The sequence below is a fragment of the Bartonella sp. AC130YNZD genome (assembly GCF_042196865.1).
Classification (GTDB): Bacteria; Pseudomonadota; Alphaproteobacteria; order Rhizobiales; family Rhizobiaceae; genus Bartonella.
Map to the genome: position 1 here is coordinate 32,326 of NZ_JBHIQZ010000010.1, position 16,382 is coordinate 48,707.

The 16,382-nt window shown below is 38.5% G+C and carries 15 protein-coding genes; 11 read left to right on the forward strand and 4 right to left on the reverse strand.

The annotated features are described in order from the left end of the window. Positions 1-228: 228 nt before the first annotated feature. The 4 genes from ACFINU_RS05530 to rpsP all read left to right on the forward strand — a co-directional run bounded on the left by ACFINU_RS05530 (position 229) and on the right by rpsP (position 3,429). Entirely contained in the window at positions 229-885 is a 657-nt protein-coding gene (locus tag ACFINU_RS05530) for a carbonic anhydrase (RefSeq protein WP_375612226.1), read from the forward strand. 230 nt (positions 886-1,115) lie between these two features. Beyond that, a complete protein-coding gene (gene ffh / locus ACFINU_RS05535; RefSeq protein ID WP_375618345.1) occupies positions 1,116-2,684 on the forward strand; it encodes a signal recognition particle protein in 1,569 nt (522 codons plus the stop codon). 24 nt (positions 2,685-2,708) lie between these two features. After that, positions 2,709-3,038: a chorismate mutase gene (locus tag ACFINU_RS05540; RefSeq protein ID WP_375639831.1), complete on the forward strand. Its 330-nt coding sequence runs from the start codon at positions 2,709-2,711 to the stop codon at positions 3,036-3,038. Positions 3,039-3,054: 16 nt separating this feature from the next. Next, a complete protein-coding gene (rpsP, locus tag ACFINU_RS05545) occupies positions 3,055-3,429 on the forward strand; it encodes a 30S ribosomal protein S16 (RefSeq protein WP_375612227.1) in 375 nt (124 codons plus the stop codon). A gap of 135 nt (positions 3,430-3,564) precedes the next feature. Here rpsP and ACFINU_RS05550 read toward each other — a convergent pair whose 3' ends face one another. After that, complete coding sequence (locus ACFINU_RS05550) at positions 3,565-3,780, reverse strand: DUF1674 domain-containing protein (protein WP_375606032.1); 216 nt, start codon at positions 3,778-3,780, stop codon at positions 3,565-3,567. A gap of 83 nt (positions 3,781-3,863) precedes the next feature. On the opposite strand from ACFINU_RS05550, the gene htpX reads away from it, so the two are divergent. From htpX to ACFINU_RS05565, 3 genes are all read left to right on the forward strand, one after another. Further along, positions 3,864-4,910, forward strand: a complete 1,047-nt coding sequence (gene htpX / locus ACFINU_RS05555) for a zinc metalloprotease HtpX (protein ID WP_375618320.1) — start codon at positions 3,864-3,866, stop codon at positions 4,908-4,910. A gap of 47 nt (positions 4,911-4,957) precedes the next feature. Then, on the forward strand, positions 4,958-6,322 hold the full coding sequence (locus ACFINU_RS05560; protein WP_375667443.1) for an RsmB/NOP family class I SAM-dependent RNA methyltransferase: 1,365 nt from the start codon (positions 4,958-4,960) through the stop codon (positions 6,320-6,322). A gap of 64 nt (positions 6,323-6,386) precedes the next feature. Continuing rightward, complete coding sequence (locus ACFINU_RS05565; protein ID WP_375618318.1) at positions 6,387-8,132, forward strand: heparinase II/III family protein; 1,746 nt, start codon at positions 6,387-6,389, stop codon at positions 8,130-8,132. A gap of 921 nt (positions 8,133-9,053) precedes the next feature. Here the strand turns inward: ACFINU_RS05565 and ACFINU_RS05570 are convergent. From ACFINU_RS05570 to ACFINU_RS05580, 3 genes are all read right to left on the reverse strand, one after another. Further along, the gene (locus ACFINU_RS05570) at positions 9,054-9,206 is read right to left on the reverse strand and encodes a DUF1127 domain-containing protein (RefSeq protein ID WP_273790070.1); all 153 of its coding nucleotides are present in this window, start codon (positions 9,204-9,206) and stop codon (positions 9,054-9,056) included. Positions 9,207-9,570: 364 nt separating this feature from the next. Then, entirely contained in the window at positions 9,571-11,190 is a 1,620-nt protein-coding gene (gene purH / locus ACFINU_RS05575; protein ID WP_375618317.1) for a bifunctional phosphoribosylaminoimidazolecarboxamide formyltransferase/IMP cyclohydrolase, read from the reverse strand. 693 nt (positions 11,191-11,883) lie between these two features. Further along, positions 11,884-12,666: an SURF1 family protein gene (locus tag ACFINU_RS05580; RefSeq protein WP_375618316.1), complete on the reverse strand. Its 783-nt coding sequence runs from the start codon at positions 12,664-12,666 to the stop codon at positions 11,884-11,886. Between the two features lie 296 nt (positions 12,667-12,962). Between ACFINU_RS05580 and rpmB the strand changes: the two genes are divergently transcribed. From rpmB to ACFINU_RS05600, 4 genes are all read left to right on the forward strand, one after another. Continuing rightward, entirely contained in the window at positions 12,963-13,268 is a 306-nt protein-coding gene (gene rpmB, locus ACFINU_RS05585) for a 50S ribosomal protein L28 (RefSeq protein ID WP_375618315.1), read from the forward strand. Between the two features lie 77 nt (positions 13,269-13,345). Further along, complete coding sequence (locus ACFINU_RS05590) at positions 13,346-14,029, forward strand: VUT family protein (RefSeq protein WP_375618314.1); 684 nt, start codon at positions 13,346-13,348, stop codon at positions 14,027-14,029. Positions 14,030-14,585: 556 nt separating this feature from the next. Continuing rightward, entirely contained in the window at positions 14,586-15,437 is an 852-nt protein-coding gene (locus ACFINU_RS05595; protein WP_375618313.1) for a DNA adenine methylase, read from the forward strand. An 8-nt stretch (positions 15,438-15,445) separates the two neighbouring features. Next, positions 15,446-16,342, forward strand: a complete 897-nt coding sequence (locus tag ACFINU_RS05600) for a HaeIII family restriction endonuclease (protein ID WP_375618312.1) — start codon at positions 15,446-15,448, stop codon at positions 16,340-16,342. Positions 16,343-16,382: the final 40 nt, after the last annotated feature.

Consider the following 16,382-nt stretch of genomic DNA (forward strand, 5'->3'; position numbering starts at 1 on the left):
AAAAGCAGACCATTATATTTTTTATATACTGTAACACCTTCTTTCTGAAGAAAATAGCTCTTTATTTGGAAAGAATGAGTTTGTTTTTGCTATTTTTAGTAATATTTTGTACTTTAAAGAAATATTTTGCTTCAAGGAAAGGGCATTTTTAGTATTTTTGTATGTTAATAGTTTGTTTTTTAAACTATACAAAATGAAAGTAAAAAAAGAAGCAAAAGTAAAGAGAGAATGGCGCATTTACCAGAAAGACTTTTAAGTGGTTACCAAAACTTTATAAACAATCATTTTTTATATAAAATAGCAGATTATCAGCAATTGGCGATTGAGGGGCAGAAACCTGAAGTTTTGGTCATTGCTTGTTGTGATTCGCGTGCAGTACCAGAAATGATTTTTGATGCTAAGCCAGGGGAAATTTTCACTCTGCGCAACGTGGCGAATGTGGTTCCTCCTTTTTCTCCTGATGACCAGTATCACGCAACATCAGCAGCTCTTGAATATGCTGTGCAATTGCTTGAGGTGAGACATATTGTCGTTTTTGGTCATGCCCATTGTGGAGGCATTCGTACTGCTCTTAATGAGACATATAAATCTTTATTATCAAATGATTTTATCGGTCAATGGATAAGTCTCTTAGCTCCAGCAGCAGAAATTGTTTTGAATAATAAGTCGTTGTCGTGGCCAGAAAAACAGACGGCATTAGAGCAGCTTTCTATTCGCCATTCGTTGAGAAATTTAGAGACGTTTCCGTGGATAAAACTTCGCAAAGATCAAGGTTTTTTGACATTGCATGGGGTTTGGTTTGATATCTCTAGCGGAAAATTATGGAGCATGGAACAGGAAACAGGTTGTTTTATGCGTGTTGAAGTTGAAAGTTTTGAAGTATAGTATTTGTTGTTTTTATTTCTTCGTATAAAAAGACATTTTATGATAAAACTTGACAAAGCTGGGGTTTTATTGTTTGAAGGAGCAAGCTTTCAGTGACAAAATTAACTTGGAGCCACCGACTGAGACCCCGGTTTAAGGGTATAAAGAGATCTCAGAGGTCAACATCCGACGGCGCGATGCGTTCTCGGATGCTATTTTGGTTTGTTTGTTATGCAACAATGAGGTAAATGATGTTTGAATCCTTGCAAGAGCGACTTGGTTCTATCCTGTCTCATTTGACGGGACGTGGCGCTTTATCGGATCAGGATGTTGTAGAGGCGCTGCGTGAAATTCGTCGCGCTTTATTGGAAGCTGATGTTGCTCTTGATGTTGTGCGCTCTTTTACCGATAGAGTTCGGGAAAAAGCTGTTGGGGCCGAAATCGTTAAATCAATTAAACCAGGCCAAATGGTGGTTAAAATTGTTCATGATGAATTGGTTCATATTCTTGGAAATGAAAGCGTTCTGAGTGATTTAAATGCACCAGCTCCTGTTGTTATCATGATGACTGGTTTGCAAGGTTCGGGAAAAACAACCACAACAGCAAAGCTTGCAAAACGTTTTACTGATAAGCACAATAAAAAAGTTCTCATGGCGTCATTAGATACACGCCGTCCCGCTGCACAGGAACAATTGCGCCAATTGGGAGAGCAGGCAAAACTTGCAAGCTTGCCTATTATTGCGGGTCAGCTGCCCGTTGATATTGCATCACGTGCCGTGCAGGCTGCTAAATTGGGTGGTTATGACGTGCTTCTTCTTGACACAGCAGGACGTAATCATATTGATGAAGCTTTGATGCTCGAATTGGCTGAAATTAAAGCATGTTCCCTTCCTCATGAGATTATGTTGGTGGCTGATAGTTTGACGGGGCAAGATGCCGTTCATCTTGCTCGTTCTTTTGATGAGCGTGTAGGGATTACGGGGATTATTTTAACACGGATGGATAGTGATGGGCGTGGTGGCGCTGCTCTTTCTATGCGTGCTGTTACAGGTAAACCAATTAAAGCAATTGGAACTGGTGAAAAAATAGATGCTTTAGAAGAATTTCATCCCAGTCGTATTGCTGATCGTATTCTCGGAATGGGGGATATTGTTTCTTTGGTTGAAAAAGCTGCAGAAACAATGGATCACGAGAAAGCTGCTGCTTTTGCAAAAAAAATGCAAGCCGGAAAATTTGATCTGAATGATCTTGCAGAACAGTTGCAGAAAATGAAAAAACTGGGTGGAATGGGCGGTATTATGGGCATGTTGCCAGGAATGGGGAAGGTCAAAGAGCAGATTGCGGCTGCGGGGTTTGATGATCGTTTGTTTGATCGTCAATTGGCCATTATTTCATCTATGACACCGAAAGAGCGGGCGAATCCAGAGCTTTTAAAACATAGCCGCAAACAACGAATTTCTAAGGGGTCTGGTACGACAGCGGCTGATATTAATAAACTTTTGAAGATGTATCGCCAAATGGCTGATATGATGAAAGCTATGGGTGGTAAAGGAAAAAGTGGTTTTATGGGAAAAATGTTGGGAGGCCTTGGTTCCAAAATGGGTTTTGGTGGTATGGGAAACTTGGGAGGGGATTCTCCAGCTATGCCGGATTTGTCGGGATTGGATCCAAAGCAATTCTCAATGCTTCAAAAGCAAATTGAAAATGGTAATGGAGGGAAGCTTTTGCCCGGACTTCCTAAGCGTGGATCTACATTTCCTGGTCTTTCCAATGGCATTGTCGATGGGGGAAATTTTCCTCAGCATCCTAAGAAAAAATAAGATGTAAAGAGGGAAAGGAATATAATGCAGGAAACAGTATTAAACGAATTGGCACATTTACGAGCATCCATTGATAATTTTGATGCAACCTTGATTCATATCTTAGCAGAGCGGTTTCGTTGTACGAAAGCTGTTGGGCGCTTAAAAGCCCGTTATGATTTGCCTAAAGTAGATCCTCTGCGTGAGCAATATCAGGTAGCGCGTTTGCGGCAATTGGCTATAGATAGTCATCTTGATCCTGATTTTGCTGAAAGATTTTTAAAATTTATTATTAAAGAAGTTGTGAGTCATCATGAAGTTATTGCTGAAGAGCAAAAAACAAAAAAAGTCAATTTAAACGAAAGCCAGAGCTGACAATAGGAGATAAAATATGGCATTGAAAATTCGTTTGTCCCGTGGAGGTTCAAAAAAACGTCCTTACTATCATATCGTCGTTGCAGATGTTCGTAGTCCGCGCGATGGGCGGTTTCTTGAACGTGTTGGTGCATGGGATCCAATGTTGCCTAAAGATGGACCGAGGGTGAAACTTAATGAAGAACGTATCCAATATTGGCTTGGGCAAGGGGCTCAACCAACAGATCGCGTTTTACGGTTTTTAGATGCAGCTGGCTTGAAAAAGCGTCCAACTCGTAATAATCCACATAAAGGTGAACCGGGTAAAAAAGCACAAGAACGTATAGCAGCAGCAAAGCAAGCGGCAGAAGAAGCAGCGGCAGCGGCTGAAGCAGAATCTGCTACAGCATAAGAAGCATGGTTGTTTAATCAATGTGTTTTTAAAAGCTTTAGAAAAATAAATATTATCCGTTTTTGTCTATCAAAAACGGATTTTCTTTAAAAAGTTGCTTGTTTAAATCGCGCTGGTTTTTTTAAATCAATGGTTTTAAAAATCAATGGCGCGGCCTTTAATTTCCCAGTCTCCATAGCGGGAAGGGTCTTTGCCGCCGCGTCCGCCGTTTTCTAAAGGTTGTTCTTTTTTTGTTGCGCGTTTTCGTCTTTCTTCAGCTTCTTTAAGGGCGCGTTGTGCTGCGGGAGAAAGAGATTGCTGTTTAATGACAGTTGCATTTTTTTTGCTTGTTTTCTCATCTTTTTTATTCATTTTACACCTATTCCATTGAAGAAGCAGAAAGAAAACACCATCATATAGTATTAATTGACTTTTATCATGGAGTTTTTTGAGTAATGAATATAATGCGTACAGCTATGCTTTTGGCTTTTTTAACTGCTCTCTTTATGGGAGTTGGTTATCTTGTTGGAGGGGGTGGTGGCATGGTCATTGCTCTTTTAATGGCAAGTGGTTTAAACTTTTTTTCTTATTGGAATTCAGATAAAATCGTTTTACGCATGTACGGGGCGCGTGAAGTTGATCAGCATTCAGCACCAGTTTATTATAAGATTGTAAGCGATTTAGCTAAAAAAGCTTCTCTTCCTCAACCAAAAATTTATGTTATTGAGAATACACAGCCAAATGCTTTTGCGACGGGACGTAATCCGCAAAATGCAGCTGTTGCTGCAAGTACTGGGTTGTTAGAGCGGTTAAGCGCTGAGGAAATTGCCGGCGTTATGGCGCATGAGCTCGCACATATTGAGCATCGTGATACGTTAACAATGACTCTAACCGCAACGATTGCAGGGGCAATTTCAATGCTTGGTAATTTTGCTTTCTTTATGGGAGGACAGCGTAATTCTTCAGAAGATTCTCATGGCGCTGGGGCAATTGGAGGATTTATTGCATTGCTCGTGGCGCCTTTTGCAGCGATGCTGGTGCAAATGGCGATTAGCCGTACACGGGAATATGCTGCGGATCGTAGAGGGGCTGAAATATGTGGTAATCCTTTATGGTTGGCTTCGGCATTGCGTAAGATTGCTGATGGAGGACGTGGGGTATATAATGAAGAAGCAGAGCATAATCCAGCAACCGCGCATCTGTTTATTATTAATCCTTTGAGCGGTGAGGGAGCGGATAGTCTTTTTTCGACACATCCAGCAACTGCAAATCGTATCGCTGCTCTTTATCAGCAAGCAGAAGAGATGAAAGGAGCTCTTGCCAAAAGTGTGGGATGGAATAAAGAAGACGCTATACATGAAAAAAGCAGCGGGGTGAACTATGGAGATTTTCATAGTGGTCAGACTCATGCATTAGGAGAGCAAGAAAACAGTTCTTTTCAGCGTGTTACAAAACGTCCTTCTTGGCTTCGTTATGAAAATTCAAAAAGATCTGGTTCATAGAGTTATTGAGGGAGCTCTTGAGAAAATAGTGATATAAAGGTGGTGTTTTGAAACACAAAAAAGCGGGGCATGTGTCTGAAAAAAATGTTCCAGGATTAGCTGTTCGACAGGTGTGTGTGCGTCTTTTGGGGGCGGTAGTTGATAAGTACACGCCTCTGTCTGGTTTGACGGATAATGAACACGGACATCCACAATATTTGAAGCTTTCACAACGAGATCGTTTGTTATGTCGGGCTATTTTAACAGCTTCATTGCGTCATCGAGGGCAGATTATGGCGGCTCTCTCACGCTTTTTGGCGCGTCCTTTGCCTTCACAAGCACTTTCACTTCAGCATCTTTTGCATATCAGTGTTGCACAAATTCTTTATCTTGATATTCCCGATCATGCGGCTATTGATTTAGCTGTCCGTGTGGCGAAACTTGATCCTCGAATGCGCCGTTTTTCAGGGGTGGTGAATGCTCTTTTGCGCAATGTTGCTCGTGAGGCAGAGCCTTTACGCCAACAAGTTCCTACCATTGAAGGTGTTCCAGCGTGGTTTGGACAGCTTTTAGTGTCAGCTTATGGAACAGAAAAGGCGCATAAGATTATCGCAATTCAAAGTGTGGAACCTCCTTTCGATTTGACAGTGAAATCTGATAGTGGTGGATGGGCTGAAAGGCTTGGCGGTGTGGTATTGCCCAATGGTTCTGTTCGATTGAAACGTCTGGAGTGTTCTGTTTCTGATTTACCAGGCTATCGTGAAGGGTCTTGGTGGGTCCAAGATTTTGCAGCAGCTTTGCCTGCTTGTTTACTTGGGAATATTGAGGGTAAACGCGTTGCTGATCTTTGTGCGAGCCCTGGAGGAAAAACAGCACAATTGGCTTTGCAAGGGGCTGAGGTGACTGCAATTGAGCTTTCTGCTAACCGCATAAAGCGTTTAAAAGAAAATATGGAACGGCTTCATTTTTCAGTTCACATTTGGCAGGGCGATGTGAGAAATTTCTATCCCACACAGCTTTTTGATGTGGTTCTTCTTGATGCTCCTTGTTCTTCTACAGGAACAATCCGTCGTCATCCAGATATTTTATGGACGAAATCGAGGGAAAATATCGTCAAGTTAGCGGCGTTGCAATATGATTTGCTTGTCGCAGCAATTTCTTTGGTGAAGGTAGGGGGGCGGATTGTTTTTTCCAATTGTTCATTGGCAAGAGAAGAAGGTGAAGATCTTATTGAGAAAATTTTATCGACACGCAATGACATTGTTTTAGACCCTATTTATCCAGAGGAAATGGGAGCACTGGAACATTTGCTTTGTGGGGCGATGTTACGGACAACGCCTGCGGATTTTTGTCATAAAAATTTTGATGCTGAGAAAACCGTATTTTTAGGAATGGATGGTTTTTTTGCTGCGCGCTTACGAAAAATTGCTTAATTAACGCTTCATTTACAAAAATGGTCGAAATTGTATTTGATTCAGCATAAATGGAGATGAAATTTTGGCGGTTGCGGTAAAAGCTCCTCAGGTAAAAGTGGCAGCCTGTATCGATACGATACAGAATGTTATGCGGCGTTTATGGGTTGGACCATTGTTTCGTTGGCGATTTTCAGGGTTTCGTCCTCATAAAATTTTAGCGCATCCCATGGATTTGCATGTAGCTGATCCGATGATGGCGCATGAATTTTATCATGGTCGTTTTGCTTTTGCTGGTCATATTGTTCATTCTGGTGCTGTTTCGCCGTTTTCATTGGTTCCACCAACGCTAGAATGGGAAGCGGCTCTACATGATTTTCATTGGTTGCGCCATATGGAGGCAGCAGGAAGTGATTTAGCTTCTGCACATGCACGCTCTCTTTTAGAAGATTGGTTTGACCATGCTGGCAAGAAGGTAAAAGGGCTTGCTTGGAGTAGTCCTGTTGTGGCGCGGCGCTTGATTTCATGGATTTGTCATTCGAAAATGTTGTTAGAAGGGGCAAGTGAGCGGTTTGAAAAACGCTTTTTGCGTGCACTTGGTTTGCAATTTCGTTATTTGCGCGTAACAATTTGTAGTATGGAGCACAATGATCAACGTTTACAAGCAGCAGTAGCTTTGACATTCGCATCTCTTGCTTTGCCTGTTTCTGCGGCAGTGAAAAAAAAGGTACAAACCACACTTATAGAGGAGCTTTCCCGTCAAATCCTAGTTGATGGTGGGCATATTTCCCGTAGTCCTGTTATTTTGCTGAATTTGTTATCGGATTTATTGTCGTTACGGCATCTTTTTATGCGTAGCAATGAAACAGCACCCCGTATTTTGATTGATTCTGTTGAGCGTATGTTGCCAGCTTTACGATTCTTTATCCATGAGGATCAAACGTTGGCCCATTTTAATGGGGTTGGTCCCCTTGTATCGGAACGATTATCATCACTTTTGGAGCTTGATGAAACAGGAGGACATCCTTTTAGTTATGCCCGTTATTCAGGATTTCAGCGCTTAAAAGCCAATCAAACAACAGTGCTTGCAGATACAGGAAAGTTTCCACCCCGCTCTGTAGCACAGCAGGCTTGTTCGGGGTGTTTGTCTTTTGAAATGTCTTCACAAGGGCACCGTTTTATTATCAATACCGGTGTTAATCCTGGTGGGCGGGAAGAGTATCGACATTTAGGGCGTGTTACTGCAGCACATTCAACAGCTACGCTTAATGATTGTTCAGTGGGTGCTTTTTATCATAAAAAGAAAAATGGCGCGCCATTTTTGTTTGATGGACCAACAGATGTTCAAGTGTGCCGTATAGAGGATTCAGAGAAGACAGGTTTTATTGCGAGTCATAATGGTTATGTGCGACCCTTTAATCTTATTCATGAGCGTGGTCTTATTTTGGCGACAAATGGAGATACGATCGAAGGTTTTGATCGCTTTTTTATGCCAAGTAAAGGGAGAAAGAGACACAAGAGTGTGCAAAATGAACAAAATTATGTTGCTGTTCGATTTCATCTTCATCCACAAGTTGAAGTTAACTATGATGGCAAACGTGTGTGTTTAGCCGTAAAGAACGAGAACGTGAAGAGCGAACAAATATGGTATTTTATATCGCCTGACGCAGATATTTGTCTTGAAGATTCGATTGATTTTGCAGAATTAACAGGTCCACAACGGACACAACAGATTGTTTTATATTTTCGTCCTGCATTTCAGGAAAAAGTTCGTTGGCGTTTTATCCGTAAAGCGTTTGATAAAAAATTAGAACATTGTTCCAACCCATAGTATATTGCGTTTTATATTGCGTGTCGCAAAACATTATTGTTTATTGTGGTAATATTCTCAAAATTTGAAGATCATATCAATTTTATACACGAAGCATTTTTTGGGAGTATGGGTTGGATGTTTTTAGGCAAAGTTTGCTCATAGAATCTCATGAGGTGATGCTAAAGGGATTAGCTTCAGAAAAAAAGGTTTTTGAAAGACCCTTGTTGACAGATGAGTACTAGTTAAGGATTTTGATCCTTTAAAGATATGGAGAGAAAATTAAGCCGTTGCTTATCTCCGATAAGTTCTTAAGTGTGCTGTTGGGATCAATATTTCTCTCTGAGAGAGTTGCATTAATAGGATTACGCTCTTCACGAAAAACAGAGCACTATTGTATATTCACGGACTTATTTTAAAGAAAAATCCCTTAACGCTTCCAAGCCTATTTTGCGACGATGCCCGTGATGGGTATAACGGTAAATCCATTAAGCACTCTCATCTTTACGCTTATGAAGGAGCAGCTCGGCACTATCACACTATTGATCAGTGTCCAATGTTTGTAACAAGCTCTTGGCACTAGAGAGGGTTCATAAGAGGCATTTTTAGCCTTTTCTTAATAGCTTTTATCCATACAACTCCCCCCGCTTGTAACGTGCAGGCGAATGGTTTTGGTTGATTCAACATACATAGATTTGAAATGAGAGAAACTTACGGTATTCGGGGTTCTAATTTAATATGAATAACGCTAAATTATTATTACAAATCAAATGTTGTACATCACAGAAGCATTGAAAATTCAAGAAACAATACATTACAATGGCCAAGAAAAATAACCCTTCTGCTCTTTGTTATTATACTAAAAAATGAAGTCATAATAACAAACCACAAAATGCGCACTTTTTTATAGCAAAGCATTCTCTCAAATATCTCAAACAATTTTCATAAAGATTTACGCGAATAACGTCGTGCAATTGAATCAATATCACCTCGACAAATTCCAAGATCGCTGAGTTCATATGTCGAAAGACGACTTAACGCATTAACGGTTCGACGATAACGGCGCCAATTACTATAAAAACGTAGAATATTCATATCCTCTACTCAAACTTTTCATTACACTCTTTAGTTTAAGAATAGAGTATATTACTAAAAAGAGTTGTGTTATAATATCATAGCAGGTATGCATCTACATAAAAGATAATGTCCCTTTAACATTTTCCTCATGCGAAAGGGTAACCATTAAAAATATCAACAAGAACATCTTATCCTTAACCAATGGCTAAATTATGTGCATTGGTTAAATTATGTGCATTTTCTGCGGTGATAAACTTCTTCACGTGTAGATTCTTTGGATTGAATAACTGCTTCTATTTCAACAGTTATCAATAGTCATACGATAATTATGAAAAATTCCTTGAAACATTTGTCTCATACGAAAAGAAAAGCAGCAAAATTATTAATGGCGGAAGTGACGTGTTCCTGTAAAAACCATCGCTAACCCCTGTGCATCAGCAGCGGCGATAACTTCTTCATCACGCATGGAGCCTCCTGGTTGAATAACTGCTGTTGCCCCTGCTTCAGCTGCTGCTAATAAACCATCTGCAAAAGGAAAAAATGCATCTGATGCAACAACAGATCCTTTTGTGAGAGTTTCTGTTAAGCCTGCTCTTTGCGCACTTTCTGCTGCTTTACTTGCAGCAATTTTGGCTGAATCGATGCGGCTCATTTGTCCGGCTCCAATTCCAACTGTTGCGCTATTTTTCGCGTACACAATAGCATTTGATTTAACGTGCTTTGCTACACGAAAAGCAAATTGAAGATCACGCATTTCATCTTGAGTTGGTGCCCGCTTTGTCACTACTTGCAATTTAAGATCATCGACTACCACGTTATCACGTGATTGCACTAAAATACCTCCTGCAAGTGTTTTCGCAAGAAGTCCTCCACAGCGTGGATCAGGAACTCCACCTGTAATGAGCAAACGAAGATTTTTTTTCTTGGCAATAATTTCACGTGCTGCCATTGTGGCATCAGGAGCAATAATCACTTCTGTGAAAATTTTAACAATCTCTTCAGCACATTCCTCATCAAGGGTTTGATTTAAAGCAACAATTCCACCAAATGCCGATACATTATCACACATAAGAGCTTTCAAATAAGCTTCTTTCAAATTTTCTCCTTCCGCAACACCACAAGGATTGGCATGTTTAATAAGAGCGACAGCAGCGGTTTTTTGCGGATCAAATTCTGCCACAAGTTCAAAGGCTGCATCTGTATCATTCAGATTGTTATAAGAAAGCGCTTTGCCTTGTAAAAGTTTTGCTGTTGCAATACCAAAACGTTTTTCATTATTGCGATAAAATGCTGCCTGTTGGTGTGGATTTTCTCCATAGCGCATAACGTTTTCAAGATGACCAGAAAAACTCTGCCACGATGGAGTTTCAATTTCTAAATCCCGTGCAAACCATGATGCTATTGCCGTATCATAAGCAGCGGTGTGTGCATAAGCGCGCATTGCTAGCTGATGACGCATAGATAAGCTTAAACATCCATTATGCTGCTTTAATTCAGCTAGAATCGAATCATAATCTTTTATCGCTGTTACAACACCGGTATAAGCATAATTTTTTGCAGCGGCGCGAATCATCGCCGGTCCACCGATATCAATATTTTCAAGAATCGTTTGCCCATCAGCTCCCGAAAGGATCGTCTCTTCAAAAGGGTAAAGATTCACCACTAAAAGATCAATTCCATAAATGCTGTTCTTTTCCATAGCTTCCCTATGGCTAGGATCTTCTCTTACCCCTAACAAAGCACCATGAATCAAAGGATGGAGTGTTTTTACACGCCCATCCATTATCTCAGGAAATCCGGTAACTTCAGCAACATCTTTTACGGGTAAACCAGCCGCTATGAGGGTTTTGGCTGTTCCTCCTGTTGAAATCAATTCAACATTGTAAGTAGCATGAAGAGCTTGTGCAAAAGCAACCACACCCGTTTTATCAGACACAGAAAAGAGAACACGATGAACCCGATGAAGATCAGGTACGGGAAAATTTTTGGCAACAACACCCATAACAGCAGCCTTAAAAATGAAAGAGTTAAAATTCTAGTAAAACAAGCTTATACATTTATAGCATAAGCCTTTAGCAAAATACACTGAAAGGATAAACTGTCTTTTTAGAATATAGGATGACTCACCTTTTTCTATTATCCTGTAAAAACCTCTCATTTGAGGTGTGGTGATAGGTATAAAAGTCGCGTTGAGAAATTAAATGTTTTTTGTTGCTTATAATTCAATATCTCATCTTCATAGCAGTTGTGAAACAAAAAATGTATCCGTATGTTCTTTGCTATATTAGATGAAGGCGAAAGTATTGCGTATATCAATTGGAGTAATCTCTGAAATGGGAAACAATCTAATGAAGCAAGAATATAAAATTATAAAGGCAAAAAATGAGTGCTCATCTTTTCTATTATTTTAAAATTTAGCTTTATATTTTTTAAAAGCGTTTATGACAATTCTTTTTAAGAGTGAAGATAATGCATTTCTTCACATTTTGGGGCATTACATCTTTAATGAATCAACCCTATTTTATGATGTTTTTTTGATAAGAGTGTCGCGTAAATCTTTTGTGGATGGTATAAAGTTCATTGTATGCCTATGATCTTTAATTTAACAAAGGCGCAAGTTGGTAGCTTTTATTCTCTTTATCAGTTTTCAAGATTCTAAAAATTTTTGTTACTTGAGATGGAAGAGGTATTTTTTTTAGTTTTTTTGCCGTAGCAGAAAAAGAAAAGCTCCTAACACACCAGCAGCTAAAATAAACCACGTGATTGCATAAACGAGGTGATTATTTCGAAAATGAATAATCGTAAGACCAACGACGGGAAGTTTTGCTTGTGGAGATGTTTTTCTGGCATCAATGAAATAAGGAGCAACAGTGGACAAACCAAGTTTTTGTGCCATAGCCGGGAGATCGCGCGTATACCATAAATTTTTGTCAGGATTATTTTTACGCGGGAAAAATCCATTTTTTTCACTCATGCGTAATAAACCTATAATTGTTGTTTGTTCTGTGTCCGTGGTAGAATTTTGCTGAGATGAGGCATTTGTATGCGATTGCTCTGAGTTTTGAAAATTGTTACGTTCATCCATGGGGATAAAGCCACGGTTGATAAAGATCAGTGTATTATCAGCAGTTTTTAAAGGAGTCAAAACCCAATAGCCTGTAGTATTTTGAGCGGCAGCAGTGACTAAAATATTTTTATCTGTTAAAAATTTTCCTGTGATAATAACAGGTTGATATTCATATTTTTCAAAAGTAACATCTGACCATTGATTTTTTGGAGGGGCTTTTATGGGGGGCAAATGAATGCGCTGATTGGTACTGGTGATAAGATTTGTTTTCCAGTTTAACCGTTGTACTTGCCATATACCTAATGCACTGAAGAGAAGAAAAAAACAAATACATAAAGTTCCAAATAAAAAAGAAGAAAAACGGCAAGAATTTCCCTGAAGCTTTGTCATGGGGGGCTCTTTTTTGCTCATGATTTGTGCTTCCTTTCGGGACAATAGGCTTTTATTCTAACATGGTATACATTAAAAAAAACATTTTGTACGCGTTTTGGTGGAATTTGCACGCCTTATTGAGGAAAAAGATGAAAAATGAGCCAACAAGAGATGAAAAAGGTTTTATAAAAGACTTGACCTTTTGTTGTCGACCCCCTATTAAAAAGAAACTTCCCAATGATGCCCGTTCAAGGTTGCATTGCGCGTGTTTTGCGTTCATTGTGTCCTTTGGGTATGGGGATTTGAAAGTTTCTTAGAGTTTAAGGGTGAAGTTTATGTCTCGTGCATGTGAATTGACAGGGAAGACGGTTCTGTATGGTAATAATGTTAGCCATGCGAATAATAAGACTCGGCGTCGTTTTTTACCAAATCTTTGCAATGTGACATTGATTTCAGAGGTGTTACAGCAAAGTTATCGCTTGCGTATTTCAGCAAGTGCATTGCGTTCTGTTGAGCACCGCGGTGGTCTTGATGGTTTTTTGATTAAAGCAGACGATAAAGAGTTGTCACAACGTGCGCGTTTGTTAAAACGCCAAATCGTTAAGAAAAAAGGTGAGCAGAAGGCTGAACAAGCAGCGTAATTTTCAGCGTTATTGTTTTTGGCTTTTTTCTTTTTGATCGCTCTGTTTTATTGGTTCCATATCCCAGGTTAAAAAAAATGTCTTCAAGCGGTCCTTTATTAGAACAGCAAAAGAAAAGGTATGTTGTTTTTTCTATTTTTGCAATGTGCCTTGCTGTCACGGCTTCTAATATTTTAGTTCAATATCCTGTCTATTGGTTTGATTTGAATGAGCTGTTGACTTATGGGGCTTTTACCTATCCATTTGCTTTTCTAATCAATGATTTGACCAATCGTTTTTATGGTCCATCTGCTGCGCGGCGTGTGGTTTATGCTGGTTTTTTTACGGGTGTCTTTGTTTCTTGGATATTGGCGACACCACGGCTTGCACTTGCTTCTAGTTTTGCATTTTTATTTGGGCAACTCCTTGATATTGTTGTTTTTACTCCTTTGCGACGTAAAACATGGTGGAAAGCACCTTTAGCAGCAGCGTTGGTTGGTTCAGCTTTGGATACAGTGCTGTTTTTTGCTCTTGCTTTTTCTAGCTCGTTTGCTGTTCTTGATAAGATAACAGGCTATGCTGATAGTTCACTAGTGGAGAGTACTGTTTTGGGAGGGATAGGCATGCCAGTTTGGCTATCGCTTGCTTTTGGTGATTTTTCGGTAAAAATTATTATGAGCCTGTTTATGTTGATTCCTTATGGAACAATTCTTAATATTGTAAAACTTCCTCTTTATCAAAGTCCTTCAAAGGATGATTCTTCTTTTGTTTGTAACAAATAATGGTCTTTGTTCTTTTGTTTGGCTAAAGAAGAGGGGAGGGGAGTTCTGTCCTCTAAGGGCAGAGTTTAAGCGGATTTATAAGAGGTATTTTGATTCTTTTCTCAAGTTGTATTTATCCATACATCATCTATGCTTACGATGTGTAAGGAAATGGTTTTGACTGATTCAGTATGGGATAAGAGCATCTTATCAGCATTAAAAACAGATAATAAAGCTCTTATAAAGGATCAAAAATGTTTTGTTAAGAGTTGTGATGTCTTACTTATGATTATTTGAGCTATAAGAAACTTGGTTCTTATAAAGGAAAAAACATTTCGATATACATTTGGGTAGTATATAAATAGAAAAATAAATACCAATGGTATCAAGTCTTTTTTGACAGTTTTAAAATTTGGTTATACTGATATTTATCATTATTTTAGTAACAAATGTTTGTGCAGATATGTTAATGAATTTACAATTTATTATAATGCGATCTCTGTAGAATTTGGCAAACGCTTCGAGTGTTTATTTTAGATAATTGTAGGTTAGAAATGCGATACTTGGAGCTGATAGTATGAATAAAATGATAAATCAAACTGATCATACAGAGGCTTTATTTGATAATTTTGTATTAACTTCCTTGAAAAAACAGAGAGAGACTAGGGAGTTGCCTATTGTAAAATCACCTCTTCGTTATCCGGGAGGGAAAAGTCGTGCTGTTCCTATGATTATTAATAACTATATAAGGAAACAGAAAACTTTATGTTCTCCTTTTGTGGGAGGCGGTTCAATTGAATTAACCTTAGCAAAAAGAGGAACAAGGGTTTATGCTTATGATGCTTTTAAGCCGCTTGTTATTTTTTGGCAGATGCTTTTGAAAGATGCTTCAGCTCTTGCAGAAAAAGTGAGAGAATATGAAGATATGACTCCCGTAATGTTTTATAATCTCCAAAAAACTTTTGGGAATATTAAAAATCAATTAGAGATTGCTGCCGTTTTTTTTGTTCTTAATCGTTCTTCTTTTTCCGGAACGACACTTTCTGGTGGTATGTCTCCAGGACATCCCCGATTCAATTATCGTTCTATTGAACGGCTTAAAGATTTTAAGATTGAAAACTTCATAGTGGAACACAGAGATTTTACAGAAAGTATTCCTAAACACTCTAACGATTTTCTTTATTGTGATCCTCCGTACCTTATTAATCAAAAACTTTACGGTCACAAAGGCGATAAACATAATTCTTTTGATCATCAAGCTCTTGCTGAACTTTTGAGAAAGCGTCAAGGATGGGTTTTATCTTATAATGATTGTGTGGAAGTTAGAGAACTTTATAAAGGATATACAATACTTAATCCTGAATGGACTTACGGTATGGGAAACAATAAAAAATCAAATGAACTCGTAATTTTGAGTAAGGATCTTTAGGAAATTGCATGAATCAGGTAGAAAATGGAAAAGCCTTTGAATATGCTTTGGCTATGGGTTTTAAAAAAGCAACAAAGGCTTCTATAGAGTTTAATTCGTCTTTTCAAATAGCGGAGTCTTTTTATAATTTATTTAATGATACTGAAAAAAGGCTTTTAAATCTTGCTTCTATTGAAGCAGCCGTTTTTTTACAGTTACATGATAAAAATATTAGAAACACGAAAACTATTGTTCTTCAGGAAGATTTTGTTGGGATCAAAGGAGATGTCCGTGATATTATTTTAAAAGTTCCTGAAAATCCTATTGGTATTTCTGCAAAACATAATCATAGCGCTATCAAACATCCTCGCCTTTCCAGTAAAATAGATTTTGGTAAAGAATGGACAGGTTATTCTTGTAGCAGCGTTTATTTCAATGAAGTTAGGCCTGTTTTTGATTATTTAGCAGAGCTTAGAGATAAGAAGATGTTCTTTAGAGATATAGAGGATAAAGACAGCAGAGTTTATCTTCCAATCCTAGAAGCTTTTTCTAAAGAACTTCAAAGGCTTTGTTTAGATTATCAAGATAAATTTGTGAAGCTATTGTTTCAGTATGTTATAGGTTCTTATGATTTTTATAAGATTATGATAGATACAAGATCTAAACAAAAACGGGTTATTATTCAGTCTTTTAATTTGAATGGCACTCTAAGATATGGTCGTAAATGGAAAATTCCAAGCAAAAATTTATCCGTTTCACTAAAACCAGAAAGTAAAAACAAACTCATTATAATTTTTGAAGATGGTTGGAGCATTTCTTTTAGGATTCATAATGCATCCAGTAAAGTAGAAGCTTCCTTAAAGTTCGATATTCAATTTGTGGGATTATCTTCTCAGGTTGTTAGTCATCAAATTCCGATGGTTTAATGATAGAGATAATTTTTAAAATGTAATCGTTGCTGATTCA